This is a genomic window from Myxococcus virescens, from assembly GCF_900101905.1.
Lineage (GTDB): Bacteria > Myxococcota > Myxococcia > Myxococcales > Myxococcaceae > Myxococcus > Myxococcus virescens.
Genome location: NZ_FNAJ01000006.1, coordinates 372021 through 386611 on the forward strand (window position 1 = coordinate 372021; position 14591 = coordinate 386611).

11 protein-coding genes are annotated in these 14591 nt (G+C 69.2%); 7 read left to right on the forward strand and 4 right to left on the reverse strand.

All coding sequences use genetic code 11. The features are described 5' to 3' along the window. Positions 1–3848: 3848 nt before the first annotated feature. The 5 genes from BLU09_RS20135 (at position 3849) to BLU09_RS20155 (ending at position 7054) form a co-directional block, all read left to right on the forward strand. Positions 3849–4640 carry a ParA family protein gene (locus BLU09_RS20135; RefSeq protein ID WP_090491169.1) on the forward strand — a complete coding sequence of 264 codons (792 nt, stop codon included), beginning with the start codon at positions 3849–3851 and terminating at the stop codon, positions 4638–4640. Between the two features lie 25 nt (positions 4641–4665). Further along, positions 4666–5556, forward strand: a complete 891-nt coding sequence (locus tag BLU09_RS20140; protein WP_090491170.1) for a ParB/RepB/Spo0J family partition protein — start codon at positions 4666–4668, stop codon at positions 5554–5556. A 3-nt stretch (positions 5557–5559) separates the two neighbouring features. After that, a complete protein-coding gene (gene bacM, locus BLU09_RS20145) occupies positions 5560–6012 on the forward strand; it encodes a bactofilin BacM (RefSeq protein WP_011557381.1) in 453 nt (150 codons plus the stop codon). A gap of 2 nt (positions 6013–6014) precedes the next feature. Further along, on the forward strand, positions 6015–6560 hold the full coding sequence (locus BLU09_RS20150; protein ID WP_090491171.1) for a hypothetical protein: 546 nt from the start codon (positions 6015–6017) through the stop codon (positions 6558–6560). A 299-nt stretch (positions 6561–6859) separates the two neighbouring features. Continuing rightward, positions 6860–7054 carry a hypothetical protein gene (locus tag BLU09_RS20155; protein ID WP_090491172.1) on the forward strand — a complete coding sequence of 65 codons (195 nt, stop codon included), beginning with the start codon at positions 6860–6862 and terminating at the stop codon, positions 7052–7054. 66 nt (positions 7055–7120) lie between these two features. On the opposite strand, the gene egtD is transcribed toward BLU09_RS20155, so the two are convergent. The 3 genes from egtD to BLU09_RS20170 all read right to left on the reverse strand — a co-directional run bounded on the left by egtD (position 7121) and on the right by BLU09_RS20170 (position 9907). Next, on the reverse strand, positions 7121–8146 hold the full coding sequence (egtD, locus tag BLU09_RS20160) for an L-histidine N(alpha)-methyltransferase (RefSeq protein ID WP_090491173.1): 1026 nt from the start codon (positions 8144–8146) through the stop codon (positions 7121–7123). 9 nt (positions 8147–8155) lie between these two features. Then, positions 8156–9499: an ergothioneine biosynthesis protein EgtB gene (egtB, locus tag BLU09_RS20165; RefSeq protein ID WP_186817871.1), complete on the reverse strand. Its 1344-nt coding sequence runs from the start codon at positions 9497–9499 to the stop codon at positions 8156–8158. A gap of 207 nt (positions 9500–9706) precedes the next feature. After that, positions 9707–9907 carry a hypothetical protein gene (locus BLU09_RS20170; protein ID WP_090491175.1) on the reverse strand — a complete coding sequence of 67 codons (201 nt, stop codon included), beginning with the start codon at positions 9905–9907 and terminating at the stop codon, positions 9707–9709. A 475-nt stretch (positions 9908–10382) separates the two neighbouring features. Here BLU09_RS20170 and BLU09_RS20175 point away from each other — a divergent pair, with 475 nt between their 5' ends. After that, complete coding sequence (locus BLU09_RS20175; protein WP_090491176.1) at positions 10383–10904, forward strand: hypothetical protein; 522 nt, start codon at positions 10383–10385, stop codon at positions 10902–10904. A gap of 98 nt (positions 10905–11002) precedes the next feature. Further along, positions 11003–11383: a helix-turn-helix domain-containing protein gene (locus BLU09_RS20180; protein ID WP_090491177.1), complete on the forward strand. Its 381-nt coding sequence runs from the start codon at positions 11003–11005 to the stop codon at positions 11381–11383. A 1-nt stretch (position 11384) separates the two neighbouring features. Here the strand turns inward: BLU09_RS20180 and BLU09_RS20185 are convergent, their stop codons facing one another. Beyond that, positions 11385–14243: an Ig-like domain-containing protein gene (locus tag BLU09_RS20185; protein WP_090491178.1), complete on the reverse strand. Its 2859-nt coding sequence runs from the start codon at positions 14241–14243 to the stop codon at positions 11385–11387. Positions 14244–14591 lie beyond the last annotated feature (348 nt).

Consider the following 14591-nt stretch of genomic DNA (forward strand, 5'->3'; position numbering starts at 1 on the left):
GGTGCGCTGCGAGCCAAGTGGAGCAGGTGGTGCGGACTGGCGACGGCTGGGACCGCCGTGTCTGCGCGAGCGCGGGCCACCACATGCTTGGACGAGCTGCGAGTTCAGCTGGATTGGTTGGTTCAGACCGGCGGTGGCTGCCACTGCCGCATTCGGCTCGGTCAGATGATGCCGCCTCGTTCCCGCGCGGATGGGACGCGATGGCGGTGTGGAAAGTGGGGCGAGGACTGTCGGCGACGCGGACTGTCGTATCGGGACGACCGAATGTCGCCGGGTATTCGGGGGGGATGCGGTGCGAGGCCCCCGTGGAGCTTGGGGGCTTACCGGAGACAGCTCGAACTGCCGCATCGGCACCGTCGCGCGCTGTCCTGACGTGATGGTCACCAGGTGCGAGTCCCGTTCGGAGCTCGCGGCGACGATGGACAGTGGCTTGAACTGCCGCATCGGCGCGGCTGCTCACTATCGGGAACGCATTCGCCAATCAGGTACGAGTCCAAGAGATGGAGCCAGTGGCGAGGATGGGGGGAGGTTCGGGCTGTCTCGTTGGCGAACCTGCATGTCGTCCGAGTTCATGCGTAACGAGGCGCCAGGCGCGAGCCGATGGCGCAGACGGCGAGAAGTCGTGCTGACGTGGATGGGCTGCGGCGTCGGTATGGTCGCGTGGCGTCTTGAAGCGATGGGCATGAGACGCGCGTTCCGCGGGGAGCAGTCGACGCGGAGCGACCGCAACTCAGACCGAGGGGCGCAGGGGCTCGCCGTCCGGAGTCCACGCTCACCAAGTCGTGAACGGCTCGTGATGCAGTCGGCGAAACATGGTGGCAACTCAGCCTGCGACGTCCGTAGGGCCGCGGTCGTTCGGAACTCATGATCACCAAGGCGCGAGTTCCGTGTGACGCAGCCGACGAGGCCCGACGGCAACTCGCTCCGTGACGTCTGTCCGGCCACATGCGGTCCGGAGTCTCTGCGCGCCGAGGCGCGAGTGTCGCGTGATGCAGTCTGCGAGGACTGGAGCCGCCGCAGACCGCGACGTCAGCCCGGCCACATGTGGTCCGGAGTTCATGCTCATCAATGCCGAGGTTCGTGTGGCTCAGATGGCAGGGACATGCCGCCACTCATCGCGGCGTGCGGATGAAGCGAGCAGGCGGAGACTGTTGAGTGAGAGGAGGTACCGCCTGCCATGTCCGGTATGCATTCGCTCGACCTGCGCGAGCGGTCCATCGCAGCCTGGTAAGAGAGCCCCCCTCCTGGAGGCCATTTCTACTCGCGATGCAGCCGGTGGGTTGGCCCACTGGGGCGACGCAATCGCACAGCCCTTTTGAGGCACGCGATGAGGCGAGGCGCCCCAAGGGCCGGGGCGCACCTCGGCAGCTCGCTGTTCGGAAATGTCGGGAGATTTCGCGGCGCAAAACCCCCGACATTTCCGAACAGCGAGCTACGGGAGTGACTCCGGCTCCCCCGGCACGAGGGGCCTCCTGTGGGGACGCGCGGTCCGTTCAGCATGAAATCCACCACGGAGGTGATGGCATCCACGCGCGTCGTGCACTCTCGAGGTGCCCCCGCGCGCATGCACTTCTCAGCGAACCGCTCCGTCCTGCTGTCGCTCGTCCTGCCCTGCCTGGCGCTCGCGAGGCCCTCGGGCAACACGTCGCGGAGGGTTCGCCCATCGCGGCGGCTCCGTCGCTCAGCTCATCTGAGCTGCGCGAGCAGACTGCGACACCGGTACGGCGGCACCTCTTCCGGGGCTCATGGGCACGAAGTGCGAGTCCCGTGTGGTGCAAGTGGCGAGTACGGACTGCCCTCGTGCTGCTGCATCGGTACGGTGGACGTTTGTCGTGCGCCCCGGCTCAACAGGGGAAGCCCCGTGTGGAGCAGTCGGTGTGGACGAGCAGCAATTCGGGCCACGTCATCGGCACGGTCGCATGTCACCCTGAAGCCCTGACTCAATGCAGAACCGGGCGCCATGTGACCGCGGAGAATCTGCGGCTCACACCACTCCGTTCCGCTTGGCGGAGCGCTATCCGGTCCCTGTTCCTGAGGGGAAGCCATGGCACCTCGGCTGAGGCATCGATGTGACGGCAAGCCAGCTCGTGATTCGTGAGGCGCTCAGTGGGCGTGGAGCTCCCCGTGGTGCCACCGGACGCAGAACCTCATCGATGCGACGTCTGGCGCTGCGTACCCATGTCGAGCGGCTCGCCTCCGGCTCACTTGGAGGGCACGAAACGAAATCGCCGGGGTTGGCGAAGTCCGATGGAGTTCCTCACCTGCCGCCATTGGATGTGTGTCCCTGATGATCCTCCCTGCGACGGAAACCTCGTGCAGGTGTGAGTCGCCATCCGCATCGCCGTTCGTCGCGGCGTGCTTCGGCTCGACCGCTGCCCGTCCCGAGCGGTGAGTCCGCTGAGCTGGGCCGACACGTGGACTGACCTCGTCGATGCGATGCCTGCGGTCGTTGGTGGAAGTGAGGGGGGATGGGTCCTCGCCTGGAGTCCGCTTCGATCATGTGACTTGGTCAGACGCGTCGCGCGCGATTCCAAGAGGGTAGGGCTGCGCGGCGGGAGTCCGCAGCCAAGGCGGAACCGATGTGCGTGGCCATGTGGACCGCCGGTGGCGAGGCGCATGCGGACGGCTGACATCAAGGCTCATGTGAAACCGCCGTCGCCATGCGCAGGACGCGCTCGCCCGTTCCACGCGGAACAGGAGGAGGCGTGTCATCGTCACCCGAACCGGTGATTCATCGACGCGTGCTGATTGCACTCGGCATGGCCTGGACCGCTTCAACGCGCGTCGCATGGGGTGGCGGCATGGCTCCACTGCTCGGCATGGGGCGCTTCCAGTCGGGTGCGCGCGTTCGCTGCACTCATCTGGCTTACCGCGCGCATCTCGGGAGCGACGCTCAGCAACGGTGCCACGTCGCGCGTCCGAGAAAGCGCAGCTGAAGTGCCAAGGTCTCGCCGGAACCGGCGCCGCGCGGATCTGCGAGGCGATGCATCGGTTGCTCCACGCAGATGGGCAGCGCCAAGCCAGTCGGTTGCGGCACTACCGGACCGAACACTGCCAATGGCACCGCGTCGTGCCCGAGGACGGCCCACCACCGATCGCGTGTGATGCGCCGAAGCAATCAGCGCGCGCCAACCGGCAACCCCGGCCGCAGCCTCACGCGAGCATCGTGCGAAACGCACCCACTGCCCGCGACGGCATCACGGCGTGAGGGCAGGGGCCCTCGGACACACGCGGCGGCTCGAAACGCGCGGCGGCTTCCACGTTCAGGCAACCGAGAAGCCCGGCCTCGCGCGCGAACGCGACGCATGTTCGCGGGCTCCGCTCGAAGTCCACCGCCGCCGACCCCCTGAAAACTGGCCCAAAGGTCCGCGAACTCCGTAAGCAGACTCGGCACGCTTTATTCCGCGAGGGCTTCCTTCCCGCCTGCTCACTCGCTGCACGGCCGCGGGGTTCCACGAGGAACACGGCGTTTCCAGCCTGGGGGCGCCGTGGCCACGGCGGAGCGGAACAGGTGCGGCCCGGTGGGGGGGCCACGGACCGGCGGCTCGGCCGCATCATTATATAGGGGGCTGACACGGGCCCTCCGTGGCCTCGTTCGACTGGCACCCCGGCGCACCGCCTCCTTATATAAGGAGGCACACCCGGCCAGTCTCCAGGCCTCTTCCGGGCACCCGCCACCGGCCTCCAGGTCCGCGCAAACCCCCGAGAAGAGAGCAGGGAAGCAAGGCTCGCCGTGAATTTGATCCGATACCAAACCGCGTGCTAGCAGCGTGGATCAGCGCGCAACCGTGCACTGCATCACGCGCGGGGCCCTGGCCTACGGCCGGGGAGAGAGAGGATGGGCCACCGTGGGTCGTATCATCTGCATCTCCAACCAGAAGGGCGGCGTCGGGAAGACCACCACCGCCATCAACCTCGCCGCGAGCCTGGCCTCCGCGGAGCGCCGCACGTTGCTGGTGGACATGGACCCGCAGGGCAACGCGGGCAGTGGCCTGGGCATCAAGCAGGACAACATCACCGGCACCATCTACGAAGCGCTGCTCAATGACCGGCCCATCCAGGAGCTGCTCCATCCCACGGAGCTGCGCTACCTCCAGGTGGTGCCCGCCACGCCGGACCTCACCGGCGCCGAAGTCGAGCTGGTCAACCAGGACAACCGCGAGTTCCGCCTCCGCGACGCCCTGCGCCCGCTGGCCTCCGAATACGACTACATCATCATCGACTGTCCGCCGTCGCTCGGCCTGCTGACGCTCAACGCGCTGGCCGCCGCGGACTCCGTCCTCATCCCGCTCCAGTGCGAGTACTACGCGCTCGAGGGACTCTCTCAGCTCACCCACACCATCGACCTGGTGAAGCAGGGGCTCAACCCGGACCTGAAGATGGAGGGCATCCTCCTCACCATGTTCGACTCGCGGGCCAACATCGCCCACCAGGTCGTCGAAGAGGTGCGCGGGTACTTCAAGAAGCAGGTGTTCGAGGTCATCGTGCCGCGCAACGTGCGCCTGTCCGAGTGCCCCTCCTTCGGAAAGCCCATCATCCTGTACGACATCAAGTCGAAGGGGTGTGAGAGCTACCTCGCGCTGGGCCGCGAGCTGATGAAGCGGGACACCCCCAAGAGCCCTCGCAGGCGCGTGGCTTGAGCCGCGCCCTGGCTGGAGTCACGACGTGGTGAAAGCAGACATGCAGAAGCGGGCCCTGGGACGCGGGCTGTCCGCCCTCATCCCCCAGGCGGGCGCCACCGGGGCCGGCAAGGGCGAGCAGGCCCCGAAGGCCGGCGTCCTCAAGCTCCCCATCGAGTCCATCCACCGCGACAAGGACCAGCCGCGCCGCTACTTCGACGAGGAGAAGCTCCAGGAGCTCACCGAGTCCATCAAGGCGCAGGGGGTGCTCCAGCCCATCCTCGTCCGCAAGGCCAGTGACGGCTACCGCATCATCGCGGGCGAGCGACGCTGGCGCGCGTCCCAGGCCGCCGGCCTCAAGGAAGTGCCCGCCATCGTCCGCGACGTGACGGAGGTCCAGGCCTTCGAACTGGCGCTGGTGGAGAACCTCCAGCGCTCGGACCTGAACCCCATCGAAGAGGCGGAGGGCTACAAGCGCCTGGTGGAGGAGTTCAAGCTCACGCAGGAGCAGGTCAGCGTGCGCGTGGGCAAGGAGCGCTCCACGGTGGCCAACGCCCTGCGCCTGCTGGCGCTGCCCGCGGACGTCAAGGGCATGGTGGCGGATGGCTCGCTCAGCATGGGCCATGCGCGCGCGCTCCTGGGCGTGCCGCGGCTGCCGGAGCTGCAGAACCTGGCCAAGCAAGTCGCGGACAAGAAGCTCTCCGTGCGTGACACGGAGCGGCTGGTCCAGCAGAGTCGCTCCAGCGGGAAGAAGGACGCGGGCAAGGCGGCACCGAAGCAGAGCCCGCAGGTGAAGGCACTGGTGGAGGAGCTTCAGCGGCGACTGGGTACCAAGGTCCGGCTCACCGAACGAAGCCCCGGAAAGGGCACCATCGAGGTGGACTTCTTCTCGTACGATGACCTCGACCGGCTCTTGAAGCTTCTCAGGAAGGAGTAGGACGTGGCGCTCCTTGGCGGGAAAAAAGACGAATCATCCAGCAAGCCTCTGTTCAGGCGGGAGGAGGAATCCGTGTCGCAGCGTTCTGGTGAGGTCCACACGCTTCTGGGCAAGGGGAGCGAGTTCGAAGGGAAGCTGACCTTCGAAGGGCAGGTCCGTATCGACGGCAAGTTCCAGGGGCAGATCATCACCAAGGACGTGCTCGTCATTGGGGATGGCGCCAAGGTCCAGGCCGAAATCCAGGCTGGCACCGTCATCATCAACGGCCAGGTCGAAGGCAACGTGAAGGCGACGCAGATCATCGAGCTGAAGACGCCCGGCCGCGTGAAGGGCAACCTCGAGACGCCGTCGCTGTCCATGGACCGCGGTGTCATCTTCGAGGGCTCGCTGAAGATGGAGAACCTGGGCACCGCTGGCGCCCGTCCGCCTCCGCCTCCGGGTGGCGAGAAGAAGTAGACGTGCGTTCCTGGAAGCACATGGCGCCAGCCTCACTGCTGGCGCTCACCCTCCTGGGCGGCTGCAAGGGCTGTGGCCAGGAGGATGCTGCTTCCGGCACCGGAGAGGATGACGGCCGTCCGTCCTCCATCCGCTCCGGTGTGAAGGTGCCGTTGCCGGACGGCTGGTCCGCGCTGGTGGCGCCGGATGAGAGCTTCCAGGCGGGCCCGCCCGGCCAGCCCGTGTTGCGGGTGGACCTGCGGCGCGGAGACGGCGAGCAGCTGCCCTCCGTGGACACCCTGGCCGACCGCGTCCGCGAGGAGCTGAAGGGCTTCGAGCTCTCACTGGACCAGGAAGAAGAGACGGAGCGCTACTCGCTGCTGCGCATCACCCTGGCGCCCAAGCTGGCGGACGGGGGCGTGGGCCCGGAAGCCCCTGGCTTCTTCGGCGCGCGGCGCGTGGGCAATGACTTGTTCCTCTGTGCCAGCTTGCCGGGCGCGTCCGCCGAGGATGTGTTGCGTGCCACCGAGGCCTGCCGCGAAATCCAGGTCCAGGGCGCGCTGCCATAGCGAGCAGCACCGCGCGTCCAAGACAATCACACGTCGAGGCAGGTGGGAGTGTCACCTCCTGGCGGAGTCGATGCAGGCGGGCAGGCTTCCGTTACCGCTTCGTGAACATCTGGCGCGGCTCGGGTGTCCCAACGTTATGCATTTCAGGGTGCACTTCCGTGCACGCCACGCCGACATTGACGCTCCGGGACTTCCCCTGGCCGTCACGAATCTCTAACCTCACCCTCCCGGACTGCGTTGGGTGCTCGCCTCGGACCCATCCAGGACCTCCACGCAGTGCCCTCGCAAGGAGTCCCCGCATGTCGTTCTCCGGAATGCTCCCCCTCCCGTTCGCCACCGTGGACATCGCACCCGTGGGAGAGCAGCTGATCGCCGTGGGCGGCCTCGTGGCCGCCGGGCTGGGGGCGCTCTGGGCCGCCTGGACGCGGCCGTCCGCGCAGCCGGTGCCCATTCCCGTGCGCGGCGGCTCGTCGCGCCGCAACCCGCGTCGCTGAAGCACCGCGAAGGGCGCGAAGGCGGGGTGAGTCCCCGCCCCGCGCCCCTGAAAGCAACACCCCGCCTCAGCGCTTGAAGGCCAGGGAGAGGGCGAAGTCGCTCGCGGCGTCCGTCCACCACTCGGCCAGCGTGAGTCCCGCGGCCGACAGCTCGGATGCCACCTGCCGCTGGTGGAACTTGCAGCTCACCTCCGTGCGCAGCACCTCCCCTTCGGCGAAGTCCACCTGCTTGCGCAGCGTGGACAGCCACACCGTCTGCTCGCGCCGGGACACCAGGCGCATCTCAATCCAGGCGTTCTTCTCGTCGAAGGGCGCGAAGTGCTCGAAGGCGTCCGGGTCGAAGTCCCCGCCCAGCTCGCGGTTGAGCACCTTGAGCACGTTGCGGTTGAACTCGGCCGTCACGCCCGCGCTGTCGTTGTAGGCGGCGTACAGCCGCTCGCGGTCCTTGATGAGGTCGGTGCCCAGGAGCAGCCCGTCTCCCGGCTGCAGCCCGGCGGAGAGCTGCCTCAGGAAGAGCGCGCGCTGCGCCGGCTTCAGGTTGCCGATGGTGCCGCCCAGAAAGGCCACCAGCCGCCGGCCGCCGTGGGGGAGCTGGCCCAGGTGGCGCTCGAAGTCGCCCACCACCGCGTGCACGGTGATGCCCGGGTACTCGCGCGCCAGGCCCGACGCCGCGCGCCGCAGGAAGGCCTCGCTCACGTCGAAGGGGACGAAGCGCGCCAGCTGTCCCGCCTCCTCCAGCGCGTCCAGGAGCAGGCGCGTCTTCTCGCTGGTGCCGCTGCCCAGCTCGATGAGCGTGTCCGCGCCGCTCAAGCGGGCGATGTCACCGGCGTGGGCCAGCAGGATTTCCCGCTCGCGCCGCGTCGGGTAGTACTCCGGCAGCCGGGTGATGTCGTCGAAGAGCTGGCTGCCGCGCTCGTCGTAGAGCCACTTGGGAGACAGCTCCTTGGGCGTGCCGCACAGGCCCTGGAGCGCCTCTTCCCGCAGGGCGCGCTTCGCGTCGCCCGGCTTCACGTAAACGTCCACCTGGACTCCCGGCGTGTGCTGCGCGTCTTCACCCGGAGTCGCCACCGTCGGTACCGTCGTCACCCGCATCGCCTCACCTCACCTCGCGTTCCGTGCACAGCGGAAGCCGGCGAAAATCTGCCGGCGGTTGGGGAAGTCCCAATTGCGGAAGCCGTTGCGCACCGCGACCGGTGCGCTGGCCCACGCGCCTCCCCGGAGAACCTTGTAGGACTCGCCGAAGAACACCTCGGAGTACTCGGGGTACGGGAAGGCGTTGAAGCCCGCGTACGGGCGGAAGTCGCTCGCGGTCCATTCCCACACGTCGCCCAGCAGTCCCCAGACGCCGTCCTGGCTGACGCCCTGTGGGTAGCTGCCCACCGGCGCCGGGCCCCACGTGCCTCCGTCCAGGTTGCCGTGAGCGCGGGTGGGCGGCGTGTCGCCCCAGGGGTACTCGCGGGGGCGGCCGTCGCTGCCGCGCGCGGCCTTCTCCCACTCGGCCTCGGTGGGCAGCCGCTTGCCGGCCCAGCGCGCGTAGGCGTCCGCCTCGTACCAGCACACGTGCTGCACCGGCTCGTCCTTGGGCAGCGGCTCCACCTGGTCGAAGCGCCGCCGCAGCCAGGTGTGGTTGCCCTGGGGCAGCCAGAAGCCCGGGGACTTCAGCCCTTCCGCCTGGACGACCTCCCAGCCCTTGGGGTGCCACCAGCGCGGGTCCTCGTAGCCACCCGCCTCCACGAACACGAGGTAGTCGCCGTTGGTGACGGGGTGCGCGTCCATCAGGAATGGGGCGACGTGCTGGGAGAACGCGGGCCGCTCGTTGTCGTAGGCCCACGGTGACGTGCTGCCCAGCCGCACCTCGCCGCCGGGGATGAAGACCTCCGCCTGCGGCACGGCGCCGGGCCGGGGCCGCGGGCGCGCCGAGGGCACGTGGTACGCCGGCGACGTCATGAGCTGCAGCGTGGCGGCCAGCGTCTCCGCGTGCTGCTGTTCGTGTTGCGCCACCATGCCGAAGACGTAGCCGCCGGCCAGCAGCGGCGCGGTGCTGTCCTCGGGCAGCCGGTGCAGGTGCTCGCGCACCGCCTCCCGCACGCGCCGCGCGTAGGCGAAGGCGGCCTCGGGTGGCAGCAGCGGCAGCTCGGCGCGCGTGGAGCGCGGGTGCCGGAAGGCGTCATAGATGGCGTCGAACGCCGGGTCGGTGATGGCCGGCGCCCCCAGCGCCCGGAGCAGCCACTGCTCCTCGTAGTTGGCCACGTGCGCCACGTCCCAGACGAGCGGCGACATGAGCGGCGAATGCTGACGGCGCAGCGCGTCCTCGGGCAGCCCGCCGAGCATCGCCAGCACGCGCGCGCGCGCCGTCTCCAGCTCGGTCCAGGCACGGGACTTCCAGCGTGGATGGGCCCCGCCTTCCTCTCGCGGGTGACTCCGTTCCTCGGCCATTTGGAACATCACCCGTCCAAGGTAGGGAGGCGTCCGGCGCGGAGGTAAGCCCCCGCCTCACCGGCGCCCGAGCGGCTCGTGAAGGAGCGCACGTTGCCCGCGCGCCCCCAGCGCCTTGTCTCTACGCCGGGCGCGGCGCCTCGTCCTGGGGCCAACCGAGAAAACCGCCAAGAAGGTTGAAGCTCAAACACTATCCCCGGCCACGAGCGGATCCGCTCAGGGCTCGTTGGGGACGCGGGCGAGGCCGAGCAGGGTGAGCGTGCGTGAGCGTTCGTCCCACGCGTACTCCAGCTCCAGCCCGTGCTGCGGCACGACATGCCGCGCCACCAGGCCATTGGCCGCTTGGGACTCGCGCAGGGCCGGGTCGCCCAGGCGCTCCAGCACCTGCTGGAGTGCATGGAACGTCTCCGCCGTCATGCGGCCCACCTCCCGCCACGCTTGGGGTGCGTAATGCACGCGGTGAGGGCCCTGTCGTTGGCGGAGCTGCGGCATATCCCGGTGGTCCTTCGTCCTTTCGGGGGTGCTTCGTATGCCAACGGCGTGCCCACCCTCCGTCGCTTGGATTTTCAACAAGCTGGGGCAGGTGCGGGGTGACCCGGGCTGCAGGAGTTACAGGCTGGCGACCGCGGAGGCAGAAGAAAGGACAGGCTCGAAGTCCCGGGAGTCACTGTTTGGCGGCCTTTCGAGGGCCGCCTGGCCAGGTCCCATCCGGGGGGGCGTGACGCGAATGTCCCGGGAGCGGGGCGCGGCTTGGAAATGCGAGGCCGGCCCGGTGGCCGGCCAGGGAGGCGGCGTCGCGGACCCCCGCCGCGTCGTGGCTGCCCGCCTGTGCCGGGCATGTCCAGGTTGAACGCAGGGCCGAGCATGCGGCGGGCCCTGGCAAGGAGGAAGGATGGCTCGGCGGAGGTACACTCCCTGGTCCGCCACCAATGGCCTGCTCTTTGGCATGGCCGCGGGCGTGGTGCTGGCATTGGCGGAGGTGGTGCTGGCGGTGGCGTCGGGGGACAACCCGATGCGTCCGGTGCGCATGTCCGCCGGGGTGCTCCTGGGGCCGTCCGCCTTCACGGCCTCGGTCTCCGACAGCACGGCCCTGCTGCTGGGCATGGGCGTCCACCTGATGATTTCCGCGGTGGTGGGGCTCTTCTACTCCGTGCTGGATGCGTTCCTGCCGCCAGACGGGCGCAGCCGCTGGGAGTTCCAGGCCGCGGTGGGCATGCTCTACGGCATCTTCGTGTGGCTGGTGAACTTCCAGTTCATCGGGCGTGGCTCGTATCCGTGGTTCCTGGACGTGCCGCAGTTCCCCCAGATTGTGGTGCACGCCTTCTTCCTGGGACTGCCGCTGGCGTCGCTGTTCACCGCCGCGGAGCGTCGCCGGCTGCTGCTGGATGCGGCGGAGAGCACCCCCGCTCGCTGAGGCGCGCGAGCGCTTTGAAAAAACGCGGAAGGTATGGTGAAAGTACCCGACCTTGAGGGTTAGCTGGGCCGGCCCTTCTTCCGTGGACTGACACACGCATGGACACAGAACTGGCGAGCATGCTGGGGGCCGCGTCGAGGGCCGCCCGGGTGCGGATGGGGCTGACGCAGGCGGACGTCGCCGAGCGCATTGGCATGGCGTCGGAGGTGTACGGGCGGTTGGAGCGCGGCCACATGCTGCCCAGCGTCCAGAACCTACGCCGGCTGTGCATGGTGCTGAACGTGCCTCCTCACGAACTGCTGGGGCTGGGCGAGGGCTTCACCGCCCCGCCGCCGGTGAAGGAGAAGGCCGCCGCGAAGAATCGCGAGGAGGACACGCCGGAGATGCGGCGGCTGATGCGCAACCTGCGCAAGCTGACGACGGTGCAGTTGAAGCTGATGAACCTGATCGCCTCGGCGATGCAGCACAAGAAGAAGTAGCCTACGGCTGGTTCCGCGTGACGAAGGGGAACGTCTGGATGGCGAAGTTCCCCGCCGGGTCATCCATCCACACCTCCACGGTGTGCTCGCCGTCCACCAGCTCGCGCGTGTCCAGCTCCGCCGTCCAGGTGCCGTCCGGCTGGAGCGTGGCGGCCCGGATGCCGGAGCCATCCCGCGTGAAGGCCACCCACCGCACACCGCTCACCGCGTCCGTCACCCGCGCGGTGAGGTGAATCACTCCGCTGTACGTCTGCCCCGGCACCGGCAGCCGCAGTGAGGCCACCGGCGCGGCGTCGTCGTAGCGCACCGTGCGCGACAGCGTGGCGCGCATGCCCGTCTCGCTCGTCACATCGATGGTGAACGCGTTGTCCCCGGGCACCAGGTCCAGCGTCGCCTGCACGCCGCCGCCGCCCCGGGGCAGCGTGTACGTCCGCCCGGTGGACAGCGTCACCGTGGTGGCGGACGCGGAGTACACGCCGATGTCGTAGGGCATCGCGTTCCCCGGCTGCGGCCCGACGAGCCACCCATCCGGAAGGCCCGTGGACACCCACGGCGCCTCCGCGTCCACCCACACCGTCAGCATCCGCTCCGTGACGTGGCCCACCGAATCCGTGGCCCGCACCAGGATGAGGTTCTCCCCCGGCCACAGGTCCACCCGGTGCGTCACGTCTCCGCCGCCCGCGGGCACGTCCGTCACCTGCACCCAGTTGGTCTCCACGCGCACCGGCGACCAGTCACGCACCACCATCCGCACGTCCACGCTGTAGGAGCGCAGGGCCGCGCCGTTGGCCGGTGAACGGAAGGTGAGCTCCGGCGCGGTGTTGTCCACCATGACCACGGCTTCCTCGCTGGCGATGCCGCCGAACGAGTCGGTGGCCACCAGCCGGATGACGTTGGGCCCGTCCACCAGCGGCAGCACCGTGTCCACGTAGCCGCCGCTGGGGTCGGGGGCCACCGGGTGGCTGACGCCCTGGATGACGAAGGTGGCCGAGTCGATTTCCGCGCCCGCCGCCAGCGGCGTGACGAAGCCGCACACCTCCAGCGTCAGCGCGTCCGTGAAGCCCGGCAGTCCGCACAGCGTCACCGACGGCGCGGGGAAGGGGGACGGGTGCACCTCCACCGAGAACGACGCGGAGCTGCCCAGCCGGTTCTCCCGCGCGGGCGCCAGCGTCACGCCCGAGTACACCGCGCGCAGGTCCTGCACGCCCAGCTCGCTCCAGGTGGAGGCGCGCGGACGCCACACGAAGGAGTAGACGCCGTCCCCATCCGCGTCGTTGTCCGCGCCCACCGTGACGCCCGCCACGGAGAACGTCACCACGCCCATGCCCGGGCCTCGCGCCTCCCAGCCGCGGTCATCCACCACGCGCGCGGACAGGGTGTTGTTCAGCGCCACCGTGAGCTGTCCGTCCATGGGCGAAAGCAGCGTGGTGGCGGTGGGCACGCCGTTGGTGGGCGGCGGCGGGTTGGTGTAGGTGGTGACGCGCACCGAGCCCTTCACGCCCTCCGCCTCCTGGGAGGCCGCCACCACCATGACGTCCGAGGTGAGCGATGGCTCCAGCCCCTCCGGCGCGGTGATGGTGAGCGTGAGGGTGGCCTCGGTGTCTGGTGCCAGCTCCAGCGTGGTGCGGCTCAGCGTCGCCGTCCAACCGGTGAGCCCGCCCTGGGTGCTCAGCCGGTAGCTGTCCGTCCGGTAGCCATGATTGCGCACCGTGATGGGGTAGGTGACGGACTGGATGCGCGGCAAATCATGCTCGAAGGGCCGGCGTGCCCCGCCGCTCACGGTGACGCTCACGCTGTAGTCTCCGAAGCACGCCAGCCCCAGCGAGGCGAAGGTCGTGGGGATGTCCGGATAGCGCGTGTCCGCGCCCCAGCCCCCGTTCATCGCCTGCCGCGCCTTGAGCCACTCCAGCGCCTCCGACATGCGCCCATCCGCGCCGGGCTTCCGGCCCGCGAGGCACAGCGCATACAGGGAGATGCCGGTGGCGAACTCGTCCGGCACGTCGCCTTCCAGCGAGCCCCAGCCCGGCGCGCCCCCGCCCGCGCGCGTGGTCAGGAGCCGCGTGGCCAGGGTCTCCAGGGCCTGGGTGTTCACCGCGTTGGTGCCCGGGCCGGCGGCCTTGAGTCCCACCATGGCCCACGCCACCTGGTGCGTGTAGCGCTGGCCGTCGGTGGCCGGGCCATCCGTCCAGTCATTCATGTGCGCGCGCACGTAGCCGGCCGCCCGGTCCAGCGCGGCCTGGTACTGCGAGGCCTTGGCCGGGTCCACGCGCTGCCGGGCCTGGGCAATGGCCGTCATCATCCGCGCGGTGACGCCGACGTGGCCGTAGCCCACCGGGTAGAAGGGGAAGTCCTCGCGCCAGCGGCCGGTGGCCTCCTGCTGCGTCAGCGCCCAGTCCGCGGCCAGCACCAACGCGTCCGAGTACCGCGTGCCCAGGTGTGCGTCGTAGCCCGCGAGCCCGAAGGCGGAGTAGCTCGTCTTCGCGTTGGGATAGAAGATGCCCTCGTGGAACCACGAGCCGTCCGCGCGTTGCTCGGAGACGAGCCGCCCGGCGATGAACTCCAGGTTCTCCCGGTTGGTGCGCCCGTTGTACGTGAGCGCGTCCAGGTCGTAGCCGGTGGTGCGCGCGTTCGCGAGGCCGAACAGCGCCGCGCCGTGGCGGTGGCACGACGTGCAGCCGAAACGCACCGACCAGTTCGCCGCGTCCGCGCTGAGGTAGTTGATGGCGCGCTGCGCGGACTCGGCGTTGGTGGCCGCGCGTGTGGGCCCGGCGAGCAGCAGCCCCGTCACCGCGATGAGGAAGAACGTGAAGCGCGCGAGCGCGGCGCGCGGCAAGGCAGGAGAAGCGGCGTGTGAGGGCATGGGGGCTCGCTCGAAGGATACCGCTCTGGGTATTCATGCAAGCAAAGCGCCCGAGGAAGTGAGCGCATGCCTGTCTTGGAGGCATGACAGCCATCATCTTCACGTGAGGGTCACACCCCACCCCGAGGCCACTTCGCCCCGAGGCAATCGAGACACATGCGCAATCCATGTTCATCGCGCTGACGCGCCGCGTGTACGGCTCCAGCGCGATTGACATGACACGCCAGACATTCGCTGGATGCCGTGCTGGCGGTGAATCACACGCATTCACGCGACAGGCATTGCCCGGCGTCATCGCGGTGCTTCGTCGGGGCGGCGCGCGTCGCCTGGGGGCGGTGCTTCGTTTCC

Coding starts and splice junctions, on each gene's coding strand:
- BLU09_RS20175 (WP_090491176.1), top strand. CDS start 10,383: ATGGCTCGGCGGAGGTACACTCCCTGGTCCGCCACCAATGGCCTGCTC.
- BLU09_RS20180 (WP_090491177.1), top strand. CDS start 11,003: ATGGACACAGAACTGGCGAGCATGCTGGGGGCCGCGTCGAGGGCCGCC.
- BLU09_RS20170 (WP_090491175.1), bottom strand. CDS start 9,907: ATGACGGCGGAGACGTTCCATGCACTCCAGCAGGTGCTGGAGCGCCTG.
- egtD (WP_090491173.1), bottom strand. CDS start 8,146: ATGCGGGTGACGACGGTACCGACGGTGGCGACTCCGGGTGAAGACGCG.
- BLU09_RS20155 (WP_090491172.1), top strand. CDS start 6,860: ATGTCGTTCTCCGGAATGCTCCCCCTCCCGTTCGCCACCGTGGACATC.
- BLU09_RS20185 (WP_090491178.1), bottom strand. CDS start 14,243: ATGCCCTCACACGCCGCTTCTCCTGCCTTGCCGCGCGCCGCGCTCGCG.
- egtB (WP_186817871.1), bottom strand. CDS start 9,499: ATGTTCCAAATGGCCGAGGAACGGAGTCACCCGCGAGAGGAAGGCGGG.